The following is a 19142-nucleotide window of genomic DNA, read 5'->3' as shown; positions in this document are numbered from 1 at the left end:
TTTCGTATGGAAACGTTATATGATGTACAACAACTTTTTAAACAGTTTGGGATGTATATTTATGTCGGTGCACGGATTTATGATATTGAGTTAATGATGATTGAATTAAAAAAATTGTATGAAGGTCAATTGGTAGACCGAGATACGTATTTACAGGCCCGGCATATTTTGCAAAGAGAGCATCGAATAGAAGAATCTAGAGGGAAGCAGAAAGGAATCGACTAAATGGATAAGAAGATTATTGGGATTGATTTAGGTGGAACGACCATCAAATTTGCTATTTTAACAACCGATGGCGTTGTTCAACAAAAATGGAGTATTGAAACGAATATTTTAGAAGATGGCAAGCATATTGTGCCATCAATTATTGAAAGTATTCGTCACCGTATAGATCTTTATAATATGAAAAAAGAAGATTTTGTGGGAATTGGTATGGGAACACCAGGAAGTGTCGACATTGAAAAAGGAACTGTTGTAGGTGCCTATAATTTAAACTGGACGACTGTACAGCCTGTCAAAGAACAAATCGAATCTGCTTTAGGAATTCCGTTTGCCTTAGATAATGATGCCAATGTTGCCGCTTTAGGTGAGCGTTGGAAGGGCGCGGGGGAAAACAATCCCGACGTGATTTTTATTACTTTAGGAACAGGTGTCGGCGGAGGCATTGTTGCAGCGGGAGAATTGCTCCACGGTGTTGCTGGCTGCGCTGGTGAAGTTGGGCATGTGACGGTTGATCCTAACGGCTTTGACTGTACCTGTGGGAAACGTGGCTGTTTAGAAACTGTTTCTAGTGCCACTGGTGTCGTTCGTGTTGCACGTCATTTATCAGAAGAGTTTGCAGGTGACTCTGAACTGAAACAAGCGATTGATGATGGACAAGATGTTTCGAGTAAAGATGTTTTTGAATTTGCTGAAAAAGGCGATCATTTTGCTTTAATGGTTGTGGATCGTGTTTGTTTCTATTTAGGCTTAGCCACAGGAAACTTAGGTAACACGTTAAATCCAGATAGCGTGGTTATCGGTGGAGGTGTTTCTGCAGCAGGAGAATTTTTACGTAGTCGTGTCGAAAAATATTTCCAAGAATTTACCTTCCCGCAAGTTCGAAATAGTACAAAAATCAAATTAGCAGAGCTAGGTAATGAGGCCGGCGTCATTGGTGCCGCTTCACTAGCATTACAATTTTCAAAAGAGAAATAGAGAGGGCTTTTTAGAATGAGTATTTTATGGGTAATCAATGGCATTTTGCTAGTTATTGTACTAGCGATGGTATTCAATGAATTATATTTGAAAATTATGGTGAAACGTTCAGCAAAAATGCTGACGGAAGAAGAATTTAAAGAAACAATGCGTAAAGCACAAGTGATTGATGTTCGTGAGAAAGATACATTTGATGCTGGGCATATTTTAGGGGCGCGCAGCATGCCATACAGCATGTTAAAAACAACAATTGGTTCTCTTCGTAAGGATCAACCTGTTTATCTTTATGATCAGAAGAAAGCTTTAAGTATCCGAGCAGCTAATTTATTACGCAAAAATGGCTATACTGATATTTATATTTTAAAAGGCGGCTATGATGGCTGGACTGGGAAAGTGAAAAAGAGAAATAGTTAATAACAAAAAGAGTTGGTCTTCATTGAGACCAACTCTTTTTGTATAGGAAAGCTTAATAGAGATGTTGCTTTTTGTCAGTCCTCACTTTTTGAGCTACAATAAAGAGAAGAGGTGAAGGCAGATGATTCAAATCAAGCGAGCATATGAAGCACCGACAGAGCAAGATGGCTACCGTGTTTTAGTTGACCGTATTTGGCCACGAGGAAAATCCAAGGAATCTGAAAAGTTAGATGAATGGCTCAAAGAAGTGGCCCCAAGTACAGAGCTACGGAAATGGTTTAATCATGAAGCAAATAAATATCCCGAGTTTAAACAAAAATACCAAGAAGAATTGAAACATGAGCCAACTGCCACAGCGTTTAAGCAGTTACAGACGATTGTAAAAAATCAGCCAGTAGTCACGCTGGTCTATGGGGCGAAAGATACAGTGCATAATCAAGCGGTTGTCTTAAAAGAATTATTAGAAAAATAGAGTAGGTGATTGGATGAAAATTGCAATTGTAGGTGCTGGACCCAGAGGCTTATCAGCTGCAGAACGAGTCATTGAATGGGCTCGTAAAACGGAAATAAATGTTCAGCTCACGTTGTTTGATCCATACGGTCCAGGTGGGAAAATTTGGCGAGCAGAGCAACCTAATTATTTATTAATGAACACCGTGATTAGTCAAGTCACTTTATTTACAGATGAATCTTTTAGTGGCGAAGGACCAATTGTCAAGGGCCCCACTCTCTATGAATGGACCCAAACAGAAGCTGCGCAGTACATTCAACAGCAACAACCCTATAATTATCTTGAGTTGTTGAAAGAATGTCATCGCCTTGGACCGAATGATCACTGCTCGAGGGCTTTTTATGGCATGTACCAAAAATGGTTTTATACGTATTTAGCCACGAGGTGTAACGAACAAACATCGCTGACGTTTTTTAAAGAGCCAGTAACTGCTGTGCGGGCAGGAGAGGATAACTATTATGTGTATACTCAATCCATTGAGTTTACGGCAGACAAAGTAATTTTAGCTTTGGGTCACCAAGAAAATGAATTAACGACTGTTGAACAAGAGCTTGCGGACTACGCCAAGGAGCATCGTTTGTTTTATTCTTCTCCTAAAAATGCGGCGGATGCTTTATTGGCACTTGCCAATATACCTGCAAAACAACCCGTTGTGTTAAAAGGCTTAGGTTTGGCATTTTTTGACTATTTATCTGCCTTGACGATTGGCCGCGGGGGTGTTTTTTCTCGTCAAAATGGCCGCTTACGTTATGAACCTTCTGGAAGAGAGCCTATTATTATTGCTGGTTCTGGTCGCGGTTTTCCTTCTCATCCTCGAGGGATTAATCAAAAAGGCTACGGGGAAACCTATCAGCCTGTTTTTTTAACCGAAACGTATTTAGCTGAATGTCGTAAAAAAGGACAGGTTACAGGCGCAGAGTTTTTTGGGTATTTAAAAAAAGAAGTGGAATATGTGTATTACACTTGCTTAATCGAAGAAAAATATCCGCATCTTTCTAAAGAGGCCTTTCAACAGCTGTTTATTCAAACCAAGGGAGCGCCGGAAAGCCTAGCCCACTTTGAAAAACAAGATTGGTTTGATTGGCAAGCGTTAGAACATCCTGAAACAAAGAAAACCACTCATGAAAGTTTTCGTTCGTTTTTACTAGAGTATTTAAAATGGGATATTCAAGAAGCAGAGAAAGGCAATCTTAGCGGTCCTTTGACCACTGCTTTAGACAGTTTAAAAGATTTAAGAGATCAGATTCGCTTTGTCTTGGATGAAGGGTTATTAACGAATGACGAGAGTCAGAAGTGGTTGTGGCACTGGTTTACCCCGTTGAATACCTTTTTGTCGGTGGGACCTTCTGTTGAAAGAACAGAAGAGCTACAGGCGTTAGTTGAACTGGGATTAGTCACGATTCTGGGGCCAGAAATGCGTGTCGAAATGAAAGCGGGTCAATTTATTACTTATGCTAATTTGTTTCCGGAAAATCGGTATAATAGTCACTTTTTAATTGAAGCGCGCATTCCCAAAGTCAATAATGAAAAAAGTTTGAATCCTTTAACGAGGCAGTTGTTAGCCGATAAGCTAGCTACGCTCCATCAACTGGCATTATCCGATGGTCAAATAGTCAAAACAGGTGCACTCTTGATTGTGCCTGCCACGAATCAAGTCATCACAAAAGATGGACAGGTGGCGACAGGCCTTTTTAGTTGTGGTATTCCAACAGAAGGTATTCATTGGTTAACAGCCGCTGCAGCTCGTCCTGGTGTGGATCCTTGGAATATGCGCGATATGGATCGGATTGCTGCTACTATTTTTAATAGTTAAGAAAAATAGTCAGCTCCTTTGGTAAAAAAGAAAGCATAACAAGTGGTCATCCATCAAAGCGATGGATGACCACTTGTTATGCTTAAGAGAATCAACCGAGCCAGAAGCGCTTCTGTTGATTTCTTGGCGTTAGATTTTTTATCTCAACGTCACAGCTATTTTTTAACGTGCAATACGTTTACGCATCGCTTTTTTACGGTTTTCTTCAATCATATCTTCTTTTTCTTCAATTGGATCAATGACTGTTTTTTTAATAGTTGTAGCCACACCGGCTAAAGCAGCAACTGTGATAGCAGTACCGACTAACATACCTGATACAAATTTTTTCATCGTTCATTCCTTCTTTCAAATTGTATTTGTTTCTATTATGACGGAAAAAAGCAAAAAAATCCAATAGTTACAATGATTTTTCATAAACTCTACGACTAATTTAGAGATTTGTTAAAATTTACCAAGTCTTTTCTGTATTTTTATAGGAAAAATGAATAAGGAGAAATGGCCAAATTAAATCCTGTTTACAAAATGAAATAATTCAGAAGTAGACCTTATTTAATGGTACAATAGAAAAAGAAATTAGGGAGTAAAAGGAGCGTATTTATGTCTATTTTAGTATTAGGTGGCGCAGGCTACATTGGCTCACATGCCGTCGATCAATTAATTTCAAAAGGATATGCCGTTATTGTTGTTGATAATTTATTAACGGGTCATCGTTCAGCAGTTCATGAACAAGCGACTTTCTATGAAGGCGATATTCGTGATAAAGCTTTTTTACGTAGCGTCTTTGAAAAAGAATCAATTGAAGGTGTGTTGCACTTTGCGGCCAATTCTTTAGTAGGAGAATCCGTGGAGAAACCGTTAATGTATTTCAATAACAATGTTCACGGCACTCAAATTGCCTTGGAAGTCATGCAAGAATTCGGAGTGAAACATATTGTTTTTTCTTCCACAGCGGCCACTTATGGCGAACCAAAAGCAATGCCTATTACAGAAGAAACCCCAACGAATCCTAAAAATCCGTATGGGGAAAGTAAATTAATGATGGAAAAAATCATGAAATGGTGCGACAACGCTTATGGAATGAAATATGTTGCTTTGCGTTATTTTAATGTTGCGGGAGCAAAAAAAGATGCCTCAATTGGTGAGGATCACACGCCAGAAACGCATATTGTGCCAATTATTTTACAAGTGGCATTGGGCCAACGAGCAGAGCTAAGCATTTTTGGGGATGATTATGATACACCAGATGGCACGTGCATTCGAGATTATGTTTACATTGAAGACTTGATTGCAGCACATATTTTGGCTTTAGAATACTTGAAAAATGGCGGCGAAAGTGACGTCTTTAACCTGGGTAGCAACAACGGCTATTCTGTTAAAGAAATGTTAGATGCTGCACGCGAAGTGACAGGTCAAGAAATTCCTGCGACAATCGCGCCACGCCGAGCAGGGGATCCTAGTACGTTAATTGCTTCTAGTGAAAAAGCCAAACGAGTTTTAGGCTGGCAACCAGAAGTAACTGAGGTCAAGGATATTATCGCCACCGCTTGGCAATGGCATCAAGCTCATCCACATGGATATCAAGAAAAGTAATAGGAGGAATGAATCGATGACCACGAGTCAAATGATTGCCGATTTTACCACACTTGCTATTCAAGCAGGTGGTTGGATGGAATTGGATCGCTTATATCTTCAGAACCGTTTATTATCAATGATTGGTGAACAAGAATTAGGCGAAGTAGACATACGGCCTGTGGCAACACCCGCCGCTGATTTGGCGGAACAATTGTGTCAAGTTGCGAGTGCCAACCAACTTGTAAAAACAGAGCAACAAAAAGAACAGTTCATGGTGCAATTGATGGATTTGTTGACACCGCCACCTTCTGTGGTTAATGCTTTTTTTGCACAACATTATGCCAAAGAGCCACAAGAGGCTACCGAGTATTTTTACCAACTTTGTCAAAAAAACGGTACGGTCATTGAACAGGAAGAACCTGTTGTTTTTTCAACAGTCTATGGTGATTTTTTAGCAAATAAGGTCCACAGTGAGGCGCCAAAAGCAACGCTCTCTGCACAAAGCTATCCCCGCTGTGAATGGTGCATGGCAACAGAAGGCTACCAGGGAAGTCAGCAATTTCCTGCGACTACGAACCATCGAGTGATTCGAATGAACTTAGATGGCGAAAGCTGGGGGTTTTCCTTTGTAAAACAGGCACAATATCAGCAACAAGGTGTGATTGCGTTTGAAAAACATCAGTCAGCGAAACGTTCAATTAAGACTTTTCAGCAATTGTTGAAAATTGTTGAGGTCTTTCCTCATTATTTTGCTGGGATTGATGCTGACTTTGAACAAAATGAGCATGTCTATTATCAAACGGGTTTGCAACAATTTCCATTAGCCGAAGCGAGCATTTCAGAATATGTTGAGTTAGCTAACTATCCTTTAATCAACGCAGGAATGGTGAATTGGCCAGTTGCGACATTTCGCCTAGAGGGACCGAATGCGTCAGAAGTTGCCCAAGCCGCAAATGATATTTTTGAGCAATGGCAAATGCTAAAACTGCCAACGGATGAGATACAAATCGTTGCCCGACGAAAAGAACTTTTATATGTCATGGACTTAATTTTTAGTCGACCTCAAGCAAAGCCTTCGTTAACGTTAGCAGAAGTCCAAGGTTTAACGACTTGGAACAACCAGAAAACGCAGGCACTTGAAACTGTCGCTTCAGCGTATCAACAGCGATTAAAAGAAGCCAGTGCGTTTGCAGAAACAAGTGAAGGAAAAGCGGCTTTTTTAGCAATGGTTGCGCCAGTGACTCATTAAAAGAAAAAAGATGCCGAATGACTAAAAATCACGTATAATAGATAAGAATGAAAAATAAGGGAGGGTAAAAAATGGCTTATCAAGCACTTTATCGGGTCTGGCGTTCACAACGTTTCGATGACGTAGTAGGACAAAAAGCAATTACTCAGACACTGAAAAATGCGATAGTGCAAAAGAAAACATCTCATGCCTATTTATTTACTGGCCCTCGTGGTACAGGTAAAACCAGTGCCGCAAAAATTTTCGCTAAAGCGATTAACTGTAAACATAGTCAAGATGGTGAACCTTGTAATGTTTGTGAAACCTGTGTAGCCATTACGGAAGGTCGTTTAAATGATGTCATTGAAATTGATGCGGCGAGTAATAATGGTGTGGAAGAAATCCGTGATATTCGTGATAAAGCAAAGTATGCACCGACACAAGCCGAGTACAAAGTTTATATTATTGATGAAGTTCATATGCTATCAACAGGCGCGTTCAATGCACTTTTAAAAACCTTGGAAGAACCGCCACAAAATGTTATTTTTATCTTAGCAACGACTGAACCACACAAGATTCCGTTAACGATTATCTCACGGACGCAACGCTTTGATTTTAAGCGAATTAGTACGCAAGATATCGTCGATCATATGGCCCATATCATGCAGGAAATGGCTCTCGATTATGAGGAACAAGCCCTTTATGTGATTGGGCGTGCTGCGGAAGGTGGGATGCGAGATGCCTTGAGTATCTTGGATCAAACGATTTCCTTTAGTGATGAAAAAGTAACACTGGAAGATGCAATGCAAGTGACAGGCAGCCTAACCTATGAAATGATGGATCATTATATTCAGTGTTGTGTCGCCGGTGATGTTGAACGAGCATTAGAAGGCTTGGAAAGTATTTTAGGCGAAGGCAAAGAAGCGCGCCGTTTCTTAGAAGATTTGTTATTATATTGTCGAGATTTGCTGATGTATCAGCAAGCACCGAAGTTATTAGCAGAAAAAGCAGGAACTTTGACAGAAGCATTTAAGGAACTAGCTACACAAACACCTGCTGAAAAAATCTACCAACTAATCCAAATTTTAAGTGACACACAAAATGAGATCCGCTTTACCAACAATGCGAATATCTATCTGGAAGTAGCCACTGTCAAATTAGCTAAAACGGTGCAACCCAATAAACACAACACGCCAGAAACAGCTAATCAAGATGGTAGTGCAGAGGGAAACCCAGAATTAGCAGATTTACAAAATCAAATCGGGCAACTGAAGAAAGAACTGGCTGAATTAAAGAAACACGGTGTAGCTGCTAAAGAAGCAGATGCGCCACGTCAACAAGCACGACCACAAGCGTCAAAAAGTTCGTTCCGCGTACCCACAGAACGCGTATATCAAGTCCTAAACGAAGCGACTAGAACACATTTAATGAATGTAAAAAATGTCTGGGAAGACTTACTGCAAACATTATCTGTGACTCAACGAGCGATGCTCAAAGCTAGTGAACCTGTCGCAGCGAGTCCTAAGGGCATCGTGGTGGCATTTGACTATGAGATTGTTTGTGCTCGTGCAACAGACGATGAAGAGATGCAGTTAGCTTTCAATAATAATTTAAGCCGTTTGATGGACTATACACCAGAAATGGTCTGCATTACTAGAGAAAGCTGGCCAAAACTAAGACAAAGTTTTATTAACCAAAATCAGGGCAGTTTGAATCATTCTGAACCTGAAAATGAAATGGCTCGTCTAGCGGACGAACCGCCTGTAACAAATGAACATTCACAAGAAAATCCAGTAGTAGATGAAGCAATCGCTATGTTTGGTGAAGAGCTTGTCGAAGTACTAGATGATTAATATGAAGGAGTAGAGGAATTATGATGCGAGGAATGGGCAACATGCAAGGCATGATGAAACAAGTACAAAAAATGCAAAAAGAAATGGCCAAAGCGCAAGAAGCGCTAAATGAAAAAGAATTTATCGGTGAAGCCACCAATCAACTTGTGACAGCGACCTTTACTGGTGATCGCACAATGAAAGATTTGACCATTAAAGAGGACGTGGTTGATCCTGAAGACGTTGATATGTTACAAGATTTAGTCATTATGGCTGTCAACGATGCGTTAGTAAAAATTGAAAAAGAAACCGAAGCAACTTTAGGTAAATACACCAAAGGAATGCCAGGATTCTAAATAATAAGACCAACGAAAGTATGAAAAACGTCATGCCCAAAAAATCGAACTTTTTGGGCATGATGTTTTTTCTGTTTTTGTGGGAAAACTCTTTGGCAATTTTAGTAGTCGCTTCCAAAAAACTATGCTATACTAAAGCCAATTGAAGAGAAACATTTGGGGTGCTATTAGCTGAGATTATACCCATGGAACCTGAAACAGTTAGGACTGGCGCAGGGAAATGTCTTGAAATTTTGACCGATTATTGCACCCAACTACGTTTATTTGTGGTTGGGTTTTTCTGTCTTTTTCAGTCGCGCCTCCTTTTGCTTCTCGCAGAAAGGAGTTTTTTTACGTGGAAAAAAATCGAATCCACAGAGTTACGTTACTAGCTTTAATGATTGCGATGGACGTCGTATTATCACCATTAATGCGAATTGAGGGAATGGCCCCTATGTCCAGTGTCATGAACATTATTGCCGGAGTTTTATTAGGTCCTCTTTATGGAACGCTCATGGCACTTGTCTGCGGCTTAATCCGTATGACATTCTTAGGTATTCCGCCATTAGCGTTAACAGGTGCCGTCTTTGGCGCGTTTTTTGCTGGTTTATTTTATCAATGGGGACAAAAATTAGGCTGGTCGATGCTAGGGGAAATTTTTGGTACAGGCATCATTGGCTCGTTATTGTCCTATCCTGTAATGGTTTGGTTTACTGGCAGTAAGCAGAATTTTTATTGGTTCATTTATACACCACGATTTATTGGTGCCACACTGATTGGTTCAGTGATTGCTTGGCTTGTCTTAGTAAAACTGAAAGAAACTCGAGTATTTAAACAAACACAGGAATTATTTTTGGGAGGGTACTTTTATGAAAACAAGCGTTAAGTTTGAAACGATTTTTCCACTGACAACGGCACCATTAATTCAGTGCATTACGAATGAAATTACGTGTGAGTCTATGGCGAATGCATTACTTTATATTGATGCTAAGCCCATTATGGCAGATGATCCCCGGGAATTTCCGCAGTTGTTTCAGCAAACCAGTGCCTTGGTTTTGAATTTAGGCCATTTATCACAAGAACGAGAGCAAAGCTTGTTAGCAGCTAGTGATTATGCTCGGCAAGTGAATAAACCGACCGTAGTCGATTTAGTCGGTTATGGCGCCAGTGATATTCGGAGTGAAGTCGGGGAAAAGCTGGTGCACAATCAGCCAACCGTTGTGAAAGGGAATCTTTCAGAAATGCGGACTTTTTGCCAGTTGGTGAGTCATGGCCGAGGAGTGGATGGCAGCCCTTTGGATCAAAGTGAAGAAGCAATTGAGGAGCTGATTCAAGCTTTACGTCAACAAACACAAAAGTTTCCCCAGACGGTATTTTTAGCAACAGGGATTCAAGATGTTTTGGTTAGCCAAGAGCAAGTGATTGTCTTACAAAATGGCGTTCCTGAGTTGGATTGTTTCACTGGCACGGGCGATTTAGTCGGCGCATTAGTTGCCGCTTTATTAGGTGAAGGCAACGCGCCAATGACTGCGGCAGTAGCCGCAGTGAGCTATTTTAATCTTTGCGGAGAAAAAGCCAAGACTAAGAGCCAAGGGCTGGCCGATTTTCGCCAAAATACGTTAAATCAGTTATCTCTTTTAATGAAGGAGAAGGATTGGTTTGAGGCGGTGAAAGGACGAGTGCTATGAGAGAGCAATTGAAAGTTTATTTGGTGACAGGCCGGTATGATTTTAGTGATACTGAATTTTTAAAACGAATTGAAACTGCTTGTCGCAGTGGAGTGACATTGGTCCAACTGCGCGAAAAGGAAGTGTCAACACGGCGCTTTTACGAATTAGCAGTGAAAGTTAAAGTGGTAACAGATGCGTATCAGATTCCGTTGATTATTAATGATCGTGTTGATATTTGCTTGGCAGTGGATGCAGCAGGTGTGCATATAGGGGATGATGAATTACCGGTTGCTCTTGTGCGAAAACTGGTTGGGTCCACAAAAATCGTAGGTGTTTCAGCCAAAACGGTGGCACGAGGAGTTGAAGCGGAAAACGAGGGCGCCGATTATTTAGGCGTGGGCGCAATTTTCCCCACAACGACTAAGGACAGTCCGTTAACTTCTTTGCAGACACTTTCTGAAATTGCCGCAGCAGTCACGATTCCTGTTGTAGCGATTGGTGGAATCAAAGAAGAAAATATAGAACAACTTATGGGAACGGGAGTGGCTGGTGTTTCACTGGTCAGTGAAATTATGCTGGCTGAACAGATAACCGAGAAAGTTCAAGGGTTGATGCGTGTAACGGAGCGAATGTTGGAGGCGAGAAAATGACCGAATATAATTTGACACCACAAGTAGTCACGATTGCTGGTTCTGATTCTGGTGGGGGAGCTGGCATGCAAGCAGATTTAAAAACATTTCAAGCACGGCAGGCATTTGGCTTAAATATTGTCATTGCATTGACGGCACAAAATACGTATGGCGTACAAGATAGCTTACCGATTCCTAGTTCATTTATTGATGCACAATTTCAATCACTGGCGGCTGATTTTAAAATTGGGGCAGCGAAAACGGGGATGTTAGCAGATAGTGAGCGTGTCGAAGCTGTCGTTCGTAATTTACAGAAAGTTGATTTTGGTCCGTTGATTGTCGATCCTGTAATGGTGGCTAAAGGTGGACATCATTTGTTAGAAGCCGAGGCAGTTCAAACAATTAAAGAGCAACTGTTGCCACTAGCAACGGTCGTGACACCTAATTTACCAGAAGCGGAAGTTTTACTAGAGACGACCATCAAGACAGAGCAAGAAATGCAGACCGCAGCAAAAAAATTACAACAATTGGGCACAAAAAATATTATTATGAAAGGCGGACATAGCACAAATCAACAAGCGGCTGATTATGTGTTAATGGAAGACGGTTCGAGCTTTTGGCTAAGTGCACCACGAATTGTAACGAAAAATACTCATGGAACAGGAGATACTTTTTCAGCGTGTATCGCAGCCGAATTAGCAAAAGGTACGCCGTTAGAAGCGGCGATTGTGATTGGCAAACAGTTTATACAAGGGGCCATTAGCCAAGCAATTTCTGTTGGACATGGCCACGGACCCACTAATCATTGGGCCCAATTAACGCAAGATATTCAAGTTATTAAAGCATAAGAAGAGCCTGGGGAAAAATCATTTTAGATTTTTCCCCAGGCTCTTAAATAGCTTAAAGCTCTTTTTTGATATAGTTTATAAACGTTTTATTCACTAATCTTCACATTTTAAATAAATTTCTTGGCCTTGTTCTTGCAAATGAGCCACGTGGGATTCTCCCCAATTACATAAGTTATCTAAGACAGCAGAGAGGCTTTGACCATAATCGCTTAAATAATATTCGACTTTTGGTGGAACTTGGTTGTAAACTTTCCGCTCGATAATGTTGTCTTCTTCGAGTTCCCGTAATTGTTCTGTCAGCATTTTTTGACTAATGCCAGTAATGCCGCGTTTTAAATCGCTGGGGCGCATGGCGCCGTGCCGTAAATTACACAGAATAATTGGTTTCCATTTGCCGCCAATAACATCCATCGTTGCTTCGACACCAATCGCATATGTACGAGTTTCCAAAAAACATTCCTCCTTAATAGGTTGATAATAACCAAAAGTTACTAAAAGGTACCTATGATACAAAAAAGTAGGTACTTATCAAAATTTCAATCTTAGTATATAGTAATTTTTGTTGAAATTCAAATGTTTTTTAGGAGGAAGAGAATGGAAAAGAAAATTTCACCAAATTTAACGCTCTTTGCATTAGCTATCAATGCTTTCGCAATCGGTTCAACAGAATTTATTAGTGTGGGTTTATTACCAATGATTGTTAAAAGTTTTCATATTAGTCTTTCCCAAGCAGGTTTGACTGTTTCTTTGTACGCTTTAGGTGTGACGATTGGGGCGCCGTTATTAACAATTTTGACAGGAAAATGGAATCGTCGCTCATTAATGCTAGGGATTATGCTTCTTTTCATTAGTGGGAATTTAATTGCTGCGTTTGCGCCAACGTTTATTATTTTATTGGTAGGACGGATACTTTCTGCATTGGCGCATGGCATTTTCATGTCTGTTTCGACTGTCATCGCCGCAGATGTTGTGCCGCCATCACGTCGTGCCAGCGCCATTGCTATTATGTTTACGGGCTTAACGGTTGCAACAGTGACTGGCGTACCTTTAGGGACGTTTATTGGGCAACAAACAGCTTGGCATATGTCCTTTCTTTTTATAGCCAGTATTGGCTTGGTGGGACTGATTGCTAGTTATTTTTTAGTTCCCAAAAATTTACCGATACCAGGGAAGGTTGACTTAAAAGGAATCACGCGGATTTTTACGAACAAACCCCTCGTTTTATCTTTTCTAATTACTGCTTTTGGTTATGGTGGAACGTTTGCTGCATATACGTACTTGTCACCGTTATTGGAAAATTTAGGCTTTTCAGCCAACGCGGTAGTGATTATTTTAGTTGTTTATGGCGTAATGGTCGCAATTGGCAATACAGTAGGTGGTCACTGGGCAAATAAAAAACCCTTAGATTCGTTAGTAAAAATGTTTAGCTTATTAATTCTGTCCTTAGTCTTTTTATTTATTACTGTTTTAATGGATAACAGTCTTCTAGGCTTATTAGCAAGTTTGATGTTGGGTCTATTTGCCTTTATGAATGTACCTGGTTTACAACTATATGTTGTAGAATTAGCGGAAAAGTATGTTCCAGAAGATATCACTTTGGCCTCAGCTTTTAATATTGCAGCCTTTAATATTGGGATTACCGTTGGCTCAATGACAGGTGGGGTGGTCACAGATCATTTATCAGTAACATATACACCGATTTTTGGTGGTTTTATCGTGTTAATTGCTGTCTTGTTCGTACTTTATATTCGGAAGCAAGAAGAACAAAAAAACAACTATCTTTAGAAAACTAAAAAAAGCAGCTGGTTACTATGGAACTGACCAGCTGCTTTTTTTTAAGCTTTTTTGCGGAAATAATTCCAGCAAGCAATTAAAACAATTACTAATAAGGTTAACAAGAAAATCAGAGAAATGAGGGAGCCCATCGTTGTCCCCTGAGCAAAATTATCTGCGTGGTCTTGAGCGATATTAATAATCGTCGCTACAATGGCCGTCGCAATAGCGCCAGAAAATTGTTGAAGTGTATTAAATAACGTATTGCCGTCGCCAAAATCTTTCTCCTCTAACAAGCTCATACCAGTCGTCATCATATTACTGTATGCAAAACCTAGACCAATCATATAGGTAACATGTCCAGCGACGAATCCTAATAAAACAGGCATCTCTAGTAAAATTGTTAAAGCTAGCCAACCGATTGTCGCCAAACTTAAGCCAAATAATATAGGTTTTTTAGCGCCGTATTGATCCAACACTCGTCCAGAAAGTGGTGCCAAAATGGCCCCGACTGTAGCACCTGGCAGCATGACTAGCCCAGCTACAAACGCATTTTTTCCAAGGACGATTTGAACAAAGTTTGGTAAGACAAAGGAAATACCTAACAATAAGAATTGACAAACTAAAAAGCCACATAAAAATAAAACGAAGGCGGGATTTTTTAAAATTGTCAAACGAACTAGTGGCTGTTCAGCGGTCGTTGCTCGTTTATAAAAAATAACAAAGCCAGTAACGGCTGCCAGAAGTGAAAGCCAGCCAAACAATGTACCAATTTTACTTAAAAACATCAACAAACCACTAAATAACAGGGCAATACCAATTAAACTAACCAAATCAAGAGTGGTGGTTTTTTTAACAGGTATTTCTGGAATAGCAGATAATCCCATAAACAAAGAAAGCAGTAAAACAGGAATTAAGAATAAAAAGATGGCGTGCCAAGATAGGGAAGATGTTAAAATTCCACCATACGTTGGACCAATGGCTGGAGCAATTGAAGTGGTCAATGTGCCTACCCCCATCATCGTTCCCCGTTTTTCCAGCGGGGTAAAGTTCAAAATAATATGAAACATCAGTGGCAAAGCAATCCCAGTGCTAGCCCCTTGGAAGAGTCGGCCTAATAACAAGATACTGAAAGATGGCGAATAGACATCAATCGCTAAACCAATCAAAAAGAAAAGATTCGCAACAATAAATAAGCGTCTTAACGAATAGGTTTTTAATAAATAATTGGATAAGGGCACCATGATAGAAATAACTAATAAATAAATCGTTGTCACCCACTGCACGGTACCGGTGGAAACACCAAATTCCTTTGTTAATGTCGGAAAGGTTACATTCATTGCTGTTTCAATTAATACGCCAGCAAAAGACATAATTCCTGTCGCTAAAACGGCAGGGAATAATCGTACGTTTTTTTGTTCCATTTAATCACCTCTATAGTTTTCATTTTTTCGTAAAAAAATAGAAGCAGTTTCTATAAGAATAGAAACCGCCTCTCTCTCGACACGCAACTTGCGTGTTATCTGTACGATTTGTTTACATGTTGCATTGTAAACAGTTTTTAGGCAATCGTCAAGCAGAAAATAATTAACGTTGCATGAAGAAACTAATAATTGCAAAAATAGCAATGTGAGCTGGATAGAAAATATAAAAGAAATTCCGCATGCCACGGCCTTTTTCACCATTATAAAGAACAATTGGAATCGCTGCTAAAATCATCATCCATTGGTGGTTCACCCCGAATAGTTCTTGGAAATTATAGCTGGCTGCTGAAATCAACGCAACAACGCCAATTGCTGAAATTTGTAACCACTTTTTGCCATGGAATAAATAAAAAGCTACGGCCAAGAGAACAAATAAAAACCCACCTTCTGTCATCATTAGTGATGGCACAATCAGATTGAAAATTTGGAAACCAATTAAGATAGCAGGGTTGCTTAATATGTCTGGAGAACTAAAAACAACGAGAGGTAGGGCACTGATTAATAAAGGCACAATAAACCAAAGAAGCCCTTTACCAATTTGTTTTTGTTTAAAATAGTCCATAGACTGCATGTAGACCGTACCTAAAAATAACGTCCCAAAAATATTATTGATAATTAAGCCACCTGTTGAAAAATACGCATTTAAAATGCCGTTCAGAATCCCCATAATCCAGAAGCCTAACAATAACCGGAACATGTATTTTCGCCGATTGCTTGTGTGAATGAAGCCTTCAGAACTTTCAAATAAGAAAATAGGTGCAGCAATTCGTCCAATCCATCCGAACCAACCAGGCACGCCTAAAAAACTAAAAAATTGCAATAGATGGTCAAAGACCATTGAAATAACCCCAATGACTTTCAAATGAAAGCCAGTTAATGTTTTACCCATAGTATAAACGCCTCTCTTTCATAAAGAACAATATAACAAAGTCCAGAAAAACCAACCATTTATTTGCCTAACAGTTATCTTACAAAATTGTTTGATTTCTTCAGCTTTTGATGAAAGAAAAAAGTGCCAAGACTAGTTTTTATAATTATTCTATGCTATAGTAAAAGTACATTTTAATAAAAAACATTTGGGGTGCTGTTATGGCTGAGATGATACCCATTGAACCTGATGCAGTTAGTACTGTCGCAGGGAAATGCCGATTTACTTTGATTTTTCACGCACTCATTCTGTCCTAGGATGAGTGTGTTTTCTTTTATCAGGGTTTATTTAAGTCACTCCTTTTGCTTTTTGTTAAGAGAAAGGAGTTTTTTTATTGAAAAAATGGTCATTGCAACAAGTCGTCTTACTCGCTTTTTTAGCCTTTTTGTTTGGCGGTGTTTTTATGGGGGCAGGATTCCTCTATGCGTTATTGAATGCTGCGCTGTTACCATTAGGACTGAGTCCATTTGCCAATGAGCTTTTATTTGGAATGTGGACCATGGTGGCACCAATTGCAGCGATGCTGATTCCACGAGCGGGAAGTGCTGTTTTGGCGGAAGTTTTAGCCGCTTTGGCAGAAATGCTTTATGGTTCGTATTTCGGACCTAGTGTATTAATTTCTGGTGTGATTCAAGGCCTAGGTAGTGAAAGTGGCTTTTTTGTGACACGCTACAAACGGTACGATACACTAACGTTATTTTATAGTGCGATTGGGACGACTATTTTTAGTTATGTGTATGAATACTTTAAGTTTGGTTATGGCAATTACGGTCTGGGGATGAACATTGCTTTAATTAGCGTTCGGTTCGTTTCTATTTGTTTCTTTGGTATTTTCTTAACGAAAGTTATTTTACGAATGTATCAGTCTGCGCAAGGGTTAGCTGTGAAGGCAAAATGAATAGTATCCAATTAAAAGCTGTGTCTTTTTCACGAGAACAACCCTTGTTTGAAAAGACAAATTTAGCAATTCCTCAAGGAACGTTTTCCTTATTAATTGGCGATAGTGGTAGTGGAAAATCAACGCTCTTACGATTAATTGCCGGATTTGCTCCGCTTGATTACCAAGGAGAAATTTTGGTTGAAGGAATGGAACGCCGACAATTATCAACTCGTGAAAAGGCGCAAAAAATTGGCATGCTGTTTCAAAACCCCAGTCAACAATTTACAATGAAAACCTTGGAACGAGAACTGATTTTTGCTTTAGAAAATTTAGGAATCCCGCCTGAAGAAATGAATCGAAAAATCCAAACAGCGCTTCAACTTGTACAGACTCAAACCTTATTCACACGAGAATTAGCGACGTTATCTGGTGGTGAAAAACAAAAAGCGGCGTTGACAGTTCTGCTAGCAATGAACCCAGATATTCTTTTATTAGATGAACCTTTTGCAAGCATTGATCCAACCTCTCGAAAACAATTTATTCAAATTTTAGCAAGACTCCATCAAGCAGGCAAAACGATTTTGGTGTGCGACCACGATTTCAACGATTACGCTGATGTTGTGGACCAAGTCGTCACGTTGAAAAATGGCCAGTTTGAAAAGCAACCGTTGACGTTTATCAAAACAAAACCGCAGACATTTCAGCTTACAACTTCTGTGGTAAAACAACCAATGCTCCAATTGAAAAATTTTCGTTTGTCTCAGGGAAAACGAGTGCTACTTGAAGAAAAAGAAGCGCTTTTTTTTAAAGGAATTACCACGTTGACGGGGCCAAATGGGGCGGGGAAATCCACCTTATTAAAAGCCATCGTTCAGAGACAAAAATATCAAGGAAAAATGTTCTTGGCGGGCCGCCGCTTGCGGGCTTCAAAAAAATTGTATCAACACATGACATTAGCGGTGCAACAAGCCAATCGTCAGTTTGTCACGTTGACTTTACGAGAAGAGCTTTTGTTTGGTCAGAACATGACAGCAGAAAAAAGAAGAAAACAAGAGGAAGCCTTAACTTTTTTAGGTTTAAAAGAAAAACTAGAGTACAGTGTTTTTCAACTAAGTGAAGGGCAAAAAAAGATGGTGCAATTAATTAGTTTGCTGAGCTTAGATTTGGACTGTTTACTTTTAGATGAACCTTTTGCTGGATTAGATGAGCGAGCATGCAATTATTTTGTTGAATGGATCAAAGAAAAAAGTGCGCAACAAGATTTTCTAATCGTCACGCATCGGCTAGAACCTCTCTCTGGCGTGAGCAATTACCGAATAGAATTGCTGCAGCAACAACTGATTATCTGGCAGGAGGGAACCACATGCAAATAAAGCAAACAAATGCAGCAATTTATGCTTCTTTGATTCTTATTTTGACCTTTGAATTATCTTTTTCTCAGTCAATTTTGGCAAATTTGGCGGTTTTTATGGGTTGTGTCATTTTTTTAATAGGCCAGCGAAAATCCCGCTTACTGCTTTGGTTATTTTTCTTGCCACTTTTACCAGCAATCGGGACGTTTTGGTCTATTTATTTGCATGGTACGAGTAGTCAACAAGCCTGGCTTTTGTTTAGTCGAACGTATGCCTTTGCCGGTTTAGGACTAGCTTTTGCTGTAGGCGTTGATTTTGAAGAATTATTGTTGTTATTGGAACAAAAGGGGCTAGCACCAAACTTTGTTTATGGAATTTTAGTGGTGGTTCACGCCTTACCGGAAGTGAAAAGAGAAATTAATGATTTAAAAGAAGCAAGCCTACTCCGTGGCAAAACGTTTCATTTTTGGTCGCCGATGCTTTATGTTAAAACACTGCTCGTTGCTGTTTCTTGGCGAGATAAATATACGGAAGCAATGTCTGCCCATGGCTATGAAGAAGGAGCCACCAGAAGTCGAAAAGAGCATTTTGTGTCAGCAAAAGTCAGTCTTGGGCTTGCTATTTTGATCATCATTTTTACAAATTTGTTTATTTTTCTAACGTAAAGGAGAAACCT

At 39.7% G+C, this 19142-nt stretch carries 21 protein-coding genes and 2 riboswitches; of the genes, 17 read left to right on the top strand and 4 right to left on the bottom strand.

The window, feature by feature from the left end; translation table 11 throughout:
- Window positions 1–6 precede the first annotated feature (6 nt).
- From IGI80_RS00655 to IGI80_RS00635, 5 genes are all read left to right on the top strand, one after another.
- Entirely contained in the window at window positions 7–225 is a 219-nt protein-coding gene (locus IGI80_RS00655) for a YqgQ family protein (RefSeq protein ID WP_002356332.1), read from the top strand.
- The gene (locus IGI80_RS00650) at window positions 226–1197 is read left to right on the top strand and encodes an ROK family glucokinase (RefSeq protein ID WP_002356333.1); all 972 of its coding nucleotides are present in this window, start codon (window positions 226–228) and stop codon (window positions 1195–1197) included.
- Between the two features lie 15 nt (window positions 1198–1212).
- Entirely contained in the window at window positions 1213–1611 is a 399-nt protein-coding gene (locus IGI80_RS00645; protein ID WP_002356334.1) for a rhodanese-like domain-containing protein, read from the top strand.
- Between the two features lie 121 nt (window positions 1612–1732).
- Window positions 1733–2083, top strand: a complete 351-nt coding sequence (locus IGI80_RS00640) for a DUF488 domain-containing protein (RefSeq protein WP_002359411.1) — start codon at window positions 1733–1735, stop codon at window positions 2081–2083.
- A 13-nt stretch (window positions 2084–2096) separates the two neighbouring features.
- A complete protein-coding gene (locus tag IGI80_RS00635) occupies window positions 2097–3935 on the top strand; it encodes an FAD/NAD(P)-binding protein (RefSeq protein WP_016634724.1) in 1839 nt (612 codons plus the stop codon).
- Window positions 3936–4097: 162 nt separating this feature from the next.
- On the opposite strand, the gene IGI80_RS00630 is transcribed toward IGI80_RS00635, so the two are convergent.
- Window positions 4098–4265: a DUF3042 family protein gene (locus IGI80_RS00630; protein WP_002356337.1), complete on the bottom strand. Its 168-nt coding sequence runs from the start codon at window positions 4263–4265 to the stop codon at window positions 4098–4100.
- 267 nt (window positions 4266–4532) lie between these two features.
- On the opposite strand from IGI80_RS00630, the gene galE reads away from it, so the two are divergent.
- The 8 genes from galE (at window position 4533) to thiD (ending at window position 12049) form a co-directional block, all read left to right on the top strand.
- Complete coding sequence (gene galE / locus IGI80_RS00625; protein WP_010708905.1) at window positions 4533–5525, top strand: UDP-glucose 4-epimerase GalE; 993 nt, start codon at window positions 4533–4535, stop codon at window positions 5523–5525.
- Window positions 5506–6756 carry a UDP-glucose--hexose-1-phosphate uridylyltransferase gene (locus IGI80_RS00620; RefSeq protein WP_025186365.1) on the top strand — a complete coding sequence of 417 codons (1251 nt, stop codon included), beginning with the start codon at window positions 5506–5508 and terminating at the stop codon, window positions 6754–6756. Before galE ends, IGI80_RS00620 begins: the two co-directional genes overlap by 20 nt.
- 71 nt (window positions 6757–6827) lie before the next feature.
- Entirely contained in the window at window positions 6828–8588 is a 1761-nt protein-coding gene (dnaX, locus tag IGI80_RS00615; protein ID WP_002384047.1) for a DNA polymerase III subunit gamma/tau, read from the top strand.
- 20 nt (window positions 8589–8608) lie between these two features.
- Entirely contained in the window at window positions 8609–8923 is a 315-nt protein-coding gene (locus IGI80_RS00610) for a YbaB/EbfC family nucleoid-associated protein (RefSeq protein WP_002382484.1), read from the top strand.
- A gap of 147 nt (window positions 8924–9070) precedes the next feature.
- Window positions 9071–9159: riboswitch (TPP riboswitch) on the top strand.
- A gap of 140 nt (window positions 9160–9299) precedes the next feature.
- A complete protein-coding gene (thiW, locus tag IGI80_RS00605; RefSeq protein ID WP_002356342.1) occupies window positions 9300–9788 on the top strand; it encodes an energy coupling factor transporter S component ThiW in 489 nt (162 codons plus the stop codon).
- On the top strand, window positions 9772–10590 hold the full coding sequence (locus tag IGI80_RS00600; protein WP_002359422.1) for a hydroxyethylthiazole kinase: 819 nt from the start codon (window positions 9772–9774) through the stop codon (window positions 10588–10590). The genes thiW and IGI80_RS00600 overlap by 17 nt, the downstream gene beginning before the upstream one ends.
- A complete protein-coding gene (gene thiE, locus IGI80_RS00595) occupies window positions 10587–11222 on the top strand; it encodes a thiamine phosphate synthase (protein ID WP_002387208.1) in 636 nt (211 codons plus the stop codon). Before IGI80_RS00600 ends, thiE begins: the two co-directional genes overlap by 4 nt.
- A complete protein-coding gene (gene thiD / locus IGI80_RS00590) occupies window positions 11219–12049 on the top strand; it encodes a bifunctional hydroxymethylpyrimidine kinase/phosphomethylpyrimidine kinase (RefSeq protein WP_002362487.1) in 831 nt (276 codons plus the stop codon). Before thiE ends, thiD begins: the two co-directional genes overlap by 4 nt.
- A 93-nt stretch (window positions 12050–12142) precedes the next feature.
- Here thiD and IGI80_RS00585 read toward each other — a convergent pair whose 3' ends face one another.
- Window positions 12143–12499, bottom strand: coding sequence for a winged helix-turn-helix transcriptional regulator (locus IGI80_RS00585; protein ID WP_438722369.1), 357 nt, complete (start codon window positions 12497–12499; stop codon window positions 12143–12145).
- A 144-nt stretch (window positions 12500–12643) separates the two neighbouring features.
- On the opposite strand from IGI80_RS00585, the gene IGI80_RS00580 reads away from it, so the two are divergent.
- A complete protein-coding gene (locus tag IGI80_RS00580; RefSeq protein ID WP_002408818.1) occupies window positions 12644–13834 on the top strand; it encodes an MFS transporter in 1191 nt (396 codons plus the stop codon).
- A 50-nt stretch (window positions 13835–13884) separates the two neighbouring features.
- Here IGI80_RS00580 and IGI80_RS00575 read toward each other — a convergent pair whose 3' ends face one another.
- Window positions 13885–15246 carry an MFS transporter gene (locus IGI80_RS00575; RefSeq protein ID WP_002407934.1) on the bottom strand — a complete coding sequence of 454 codons (1362 nt, stop codon included), beginning with the start codon at window positions 15244–15246 and terminating at the stop codon, window positions 13885–13887.
- 163 nt (window positions 15247–15409) lie between these two features.
- Window positions 15410–16195, bottom strand: coding sequence for a TraX family protein (locus IGI80_RS00570; protein ID WP_002356353.1), 786 nt, complete (start codon window positions 16193–16195; stop codon window positions 15410–15412).
- Window positions 16196–16373: 178 nt separating this feature from the next.
- A riboswitch (TPP riboswitch) is annotated at window positions 16374–16464 on the top strand.
- A gap of 104 nt (window positions 16465–16568) precedes the next feature.
- Between IGI80_RS00570 and IGI80_RS00565 the strand changes: the two genes are divergently transcribed.
- From IGI80_RS00565 to IGI80_RS00555, 3 genes are read left to right on the top strand one after another with little or no spacing between them, the layout of a single operon-like run.
- Window positions 16569–17132, top strand: coding sequence for an ECF transporter S component (locus IGI80_RS00565; RefSeq protein WP_002359429.1), 564 nt, complete (start codon window positions 16569–16571; stop codon window positions 17130–17132).
- Complete coding sequence (locus tag IGI80_RS00560; RefSeq protein WP_002407933.1) at window positions 17129–18487, top strand: ABC transporter ATP-binding protein; 1359 nt, start codon at window positions 17129–17131, stop codon at window positions 18485–18487. The genes IGI80_RS00565 and IGI80_RS00560 overlap by 4 nt, the downstream gene beginning before the upstream one ends.
- The gene (locus tag IGI80_RS00555; protein ID WP_002362491.1) at window positions 18478–19131 is read left to right on the top strand and encodes a CbiQ family ECF transporter T component; all 654 of its coding nucleotides are present in this window, start codon (window positions 18478–18480) and stop codon (window positions 19129–19131) included. Before IGI80_RS00560 ends, IGI80_RS00555 begins: the two co-directional genes overlap by 10 nt.
- The last annotated feature ends 11 nt before the right edge of the window (window positions 19132–19142 follow it).

Source organism: Enterococcus sp. DIV1420a (assembly GCF_051712165.1).
Classification (GTDB): domain Bacteria; phylum Bacillota; class Bacilli; order Lactobacillales; family Enterococcaceae; genus Enterococcus; species Enterococcus faecalis.
Note: the sequence above shows the minus strand (reverse complement) of the source record. Positions and strands in the feature narration are given on the sequence as shown.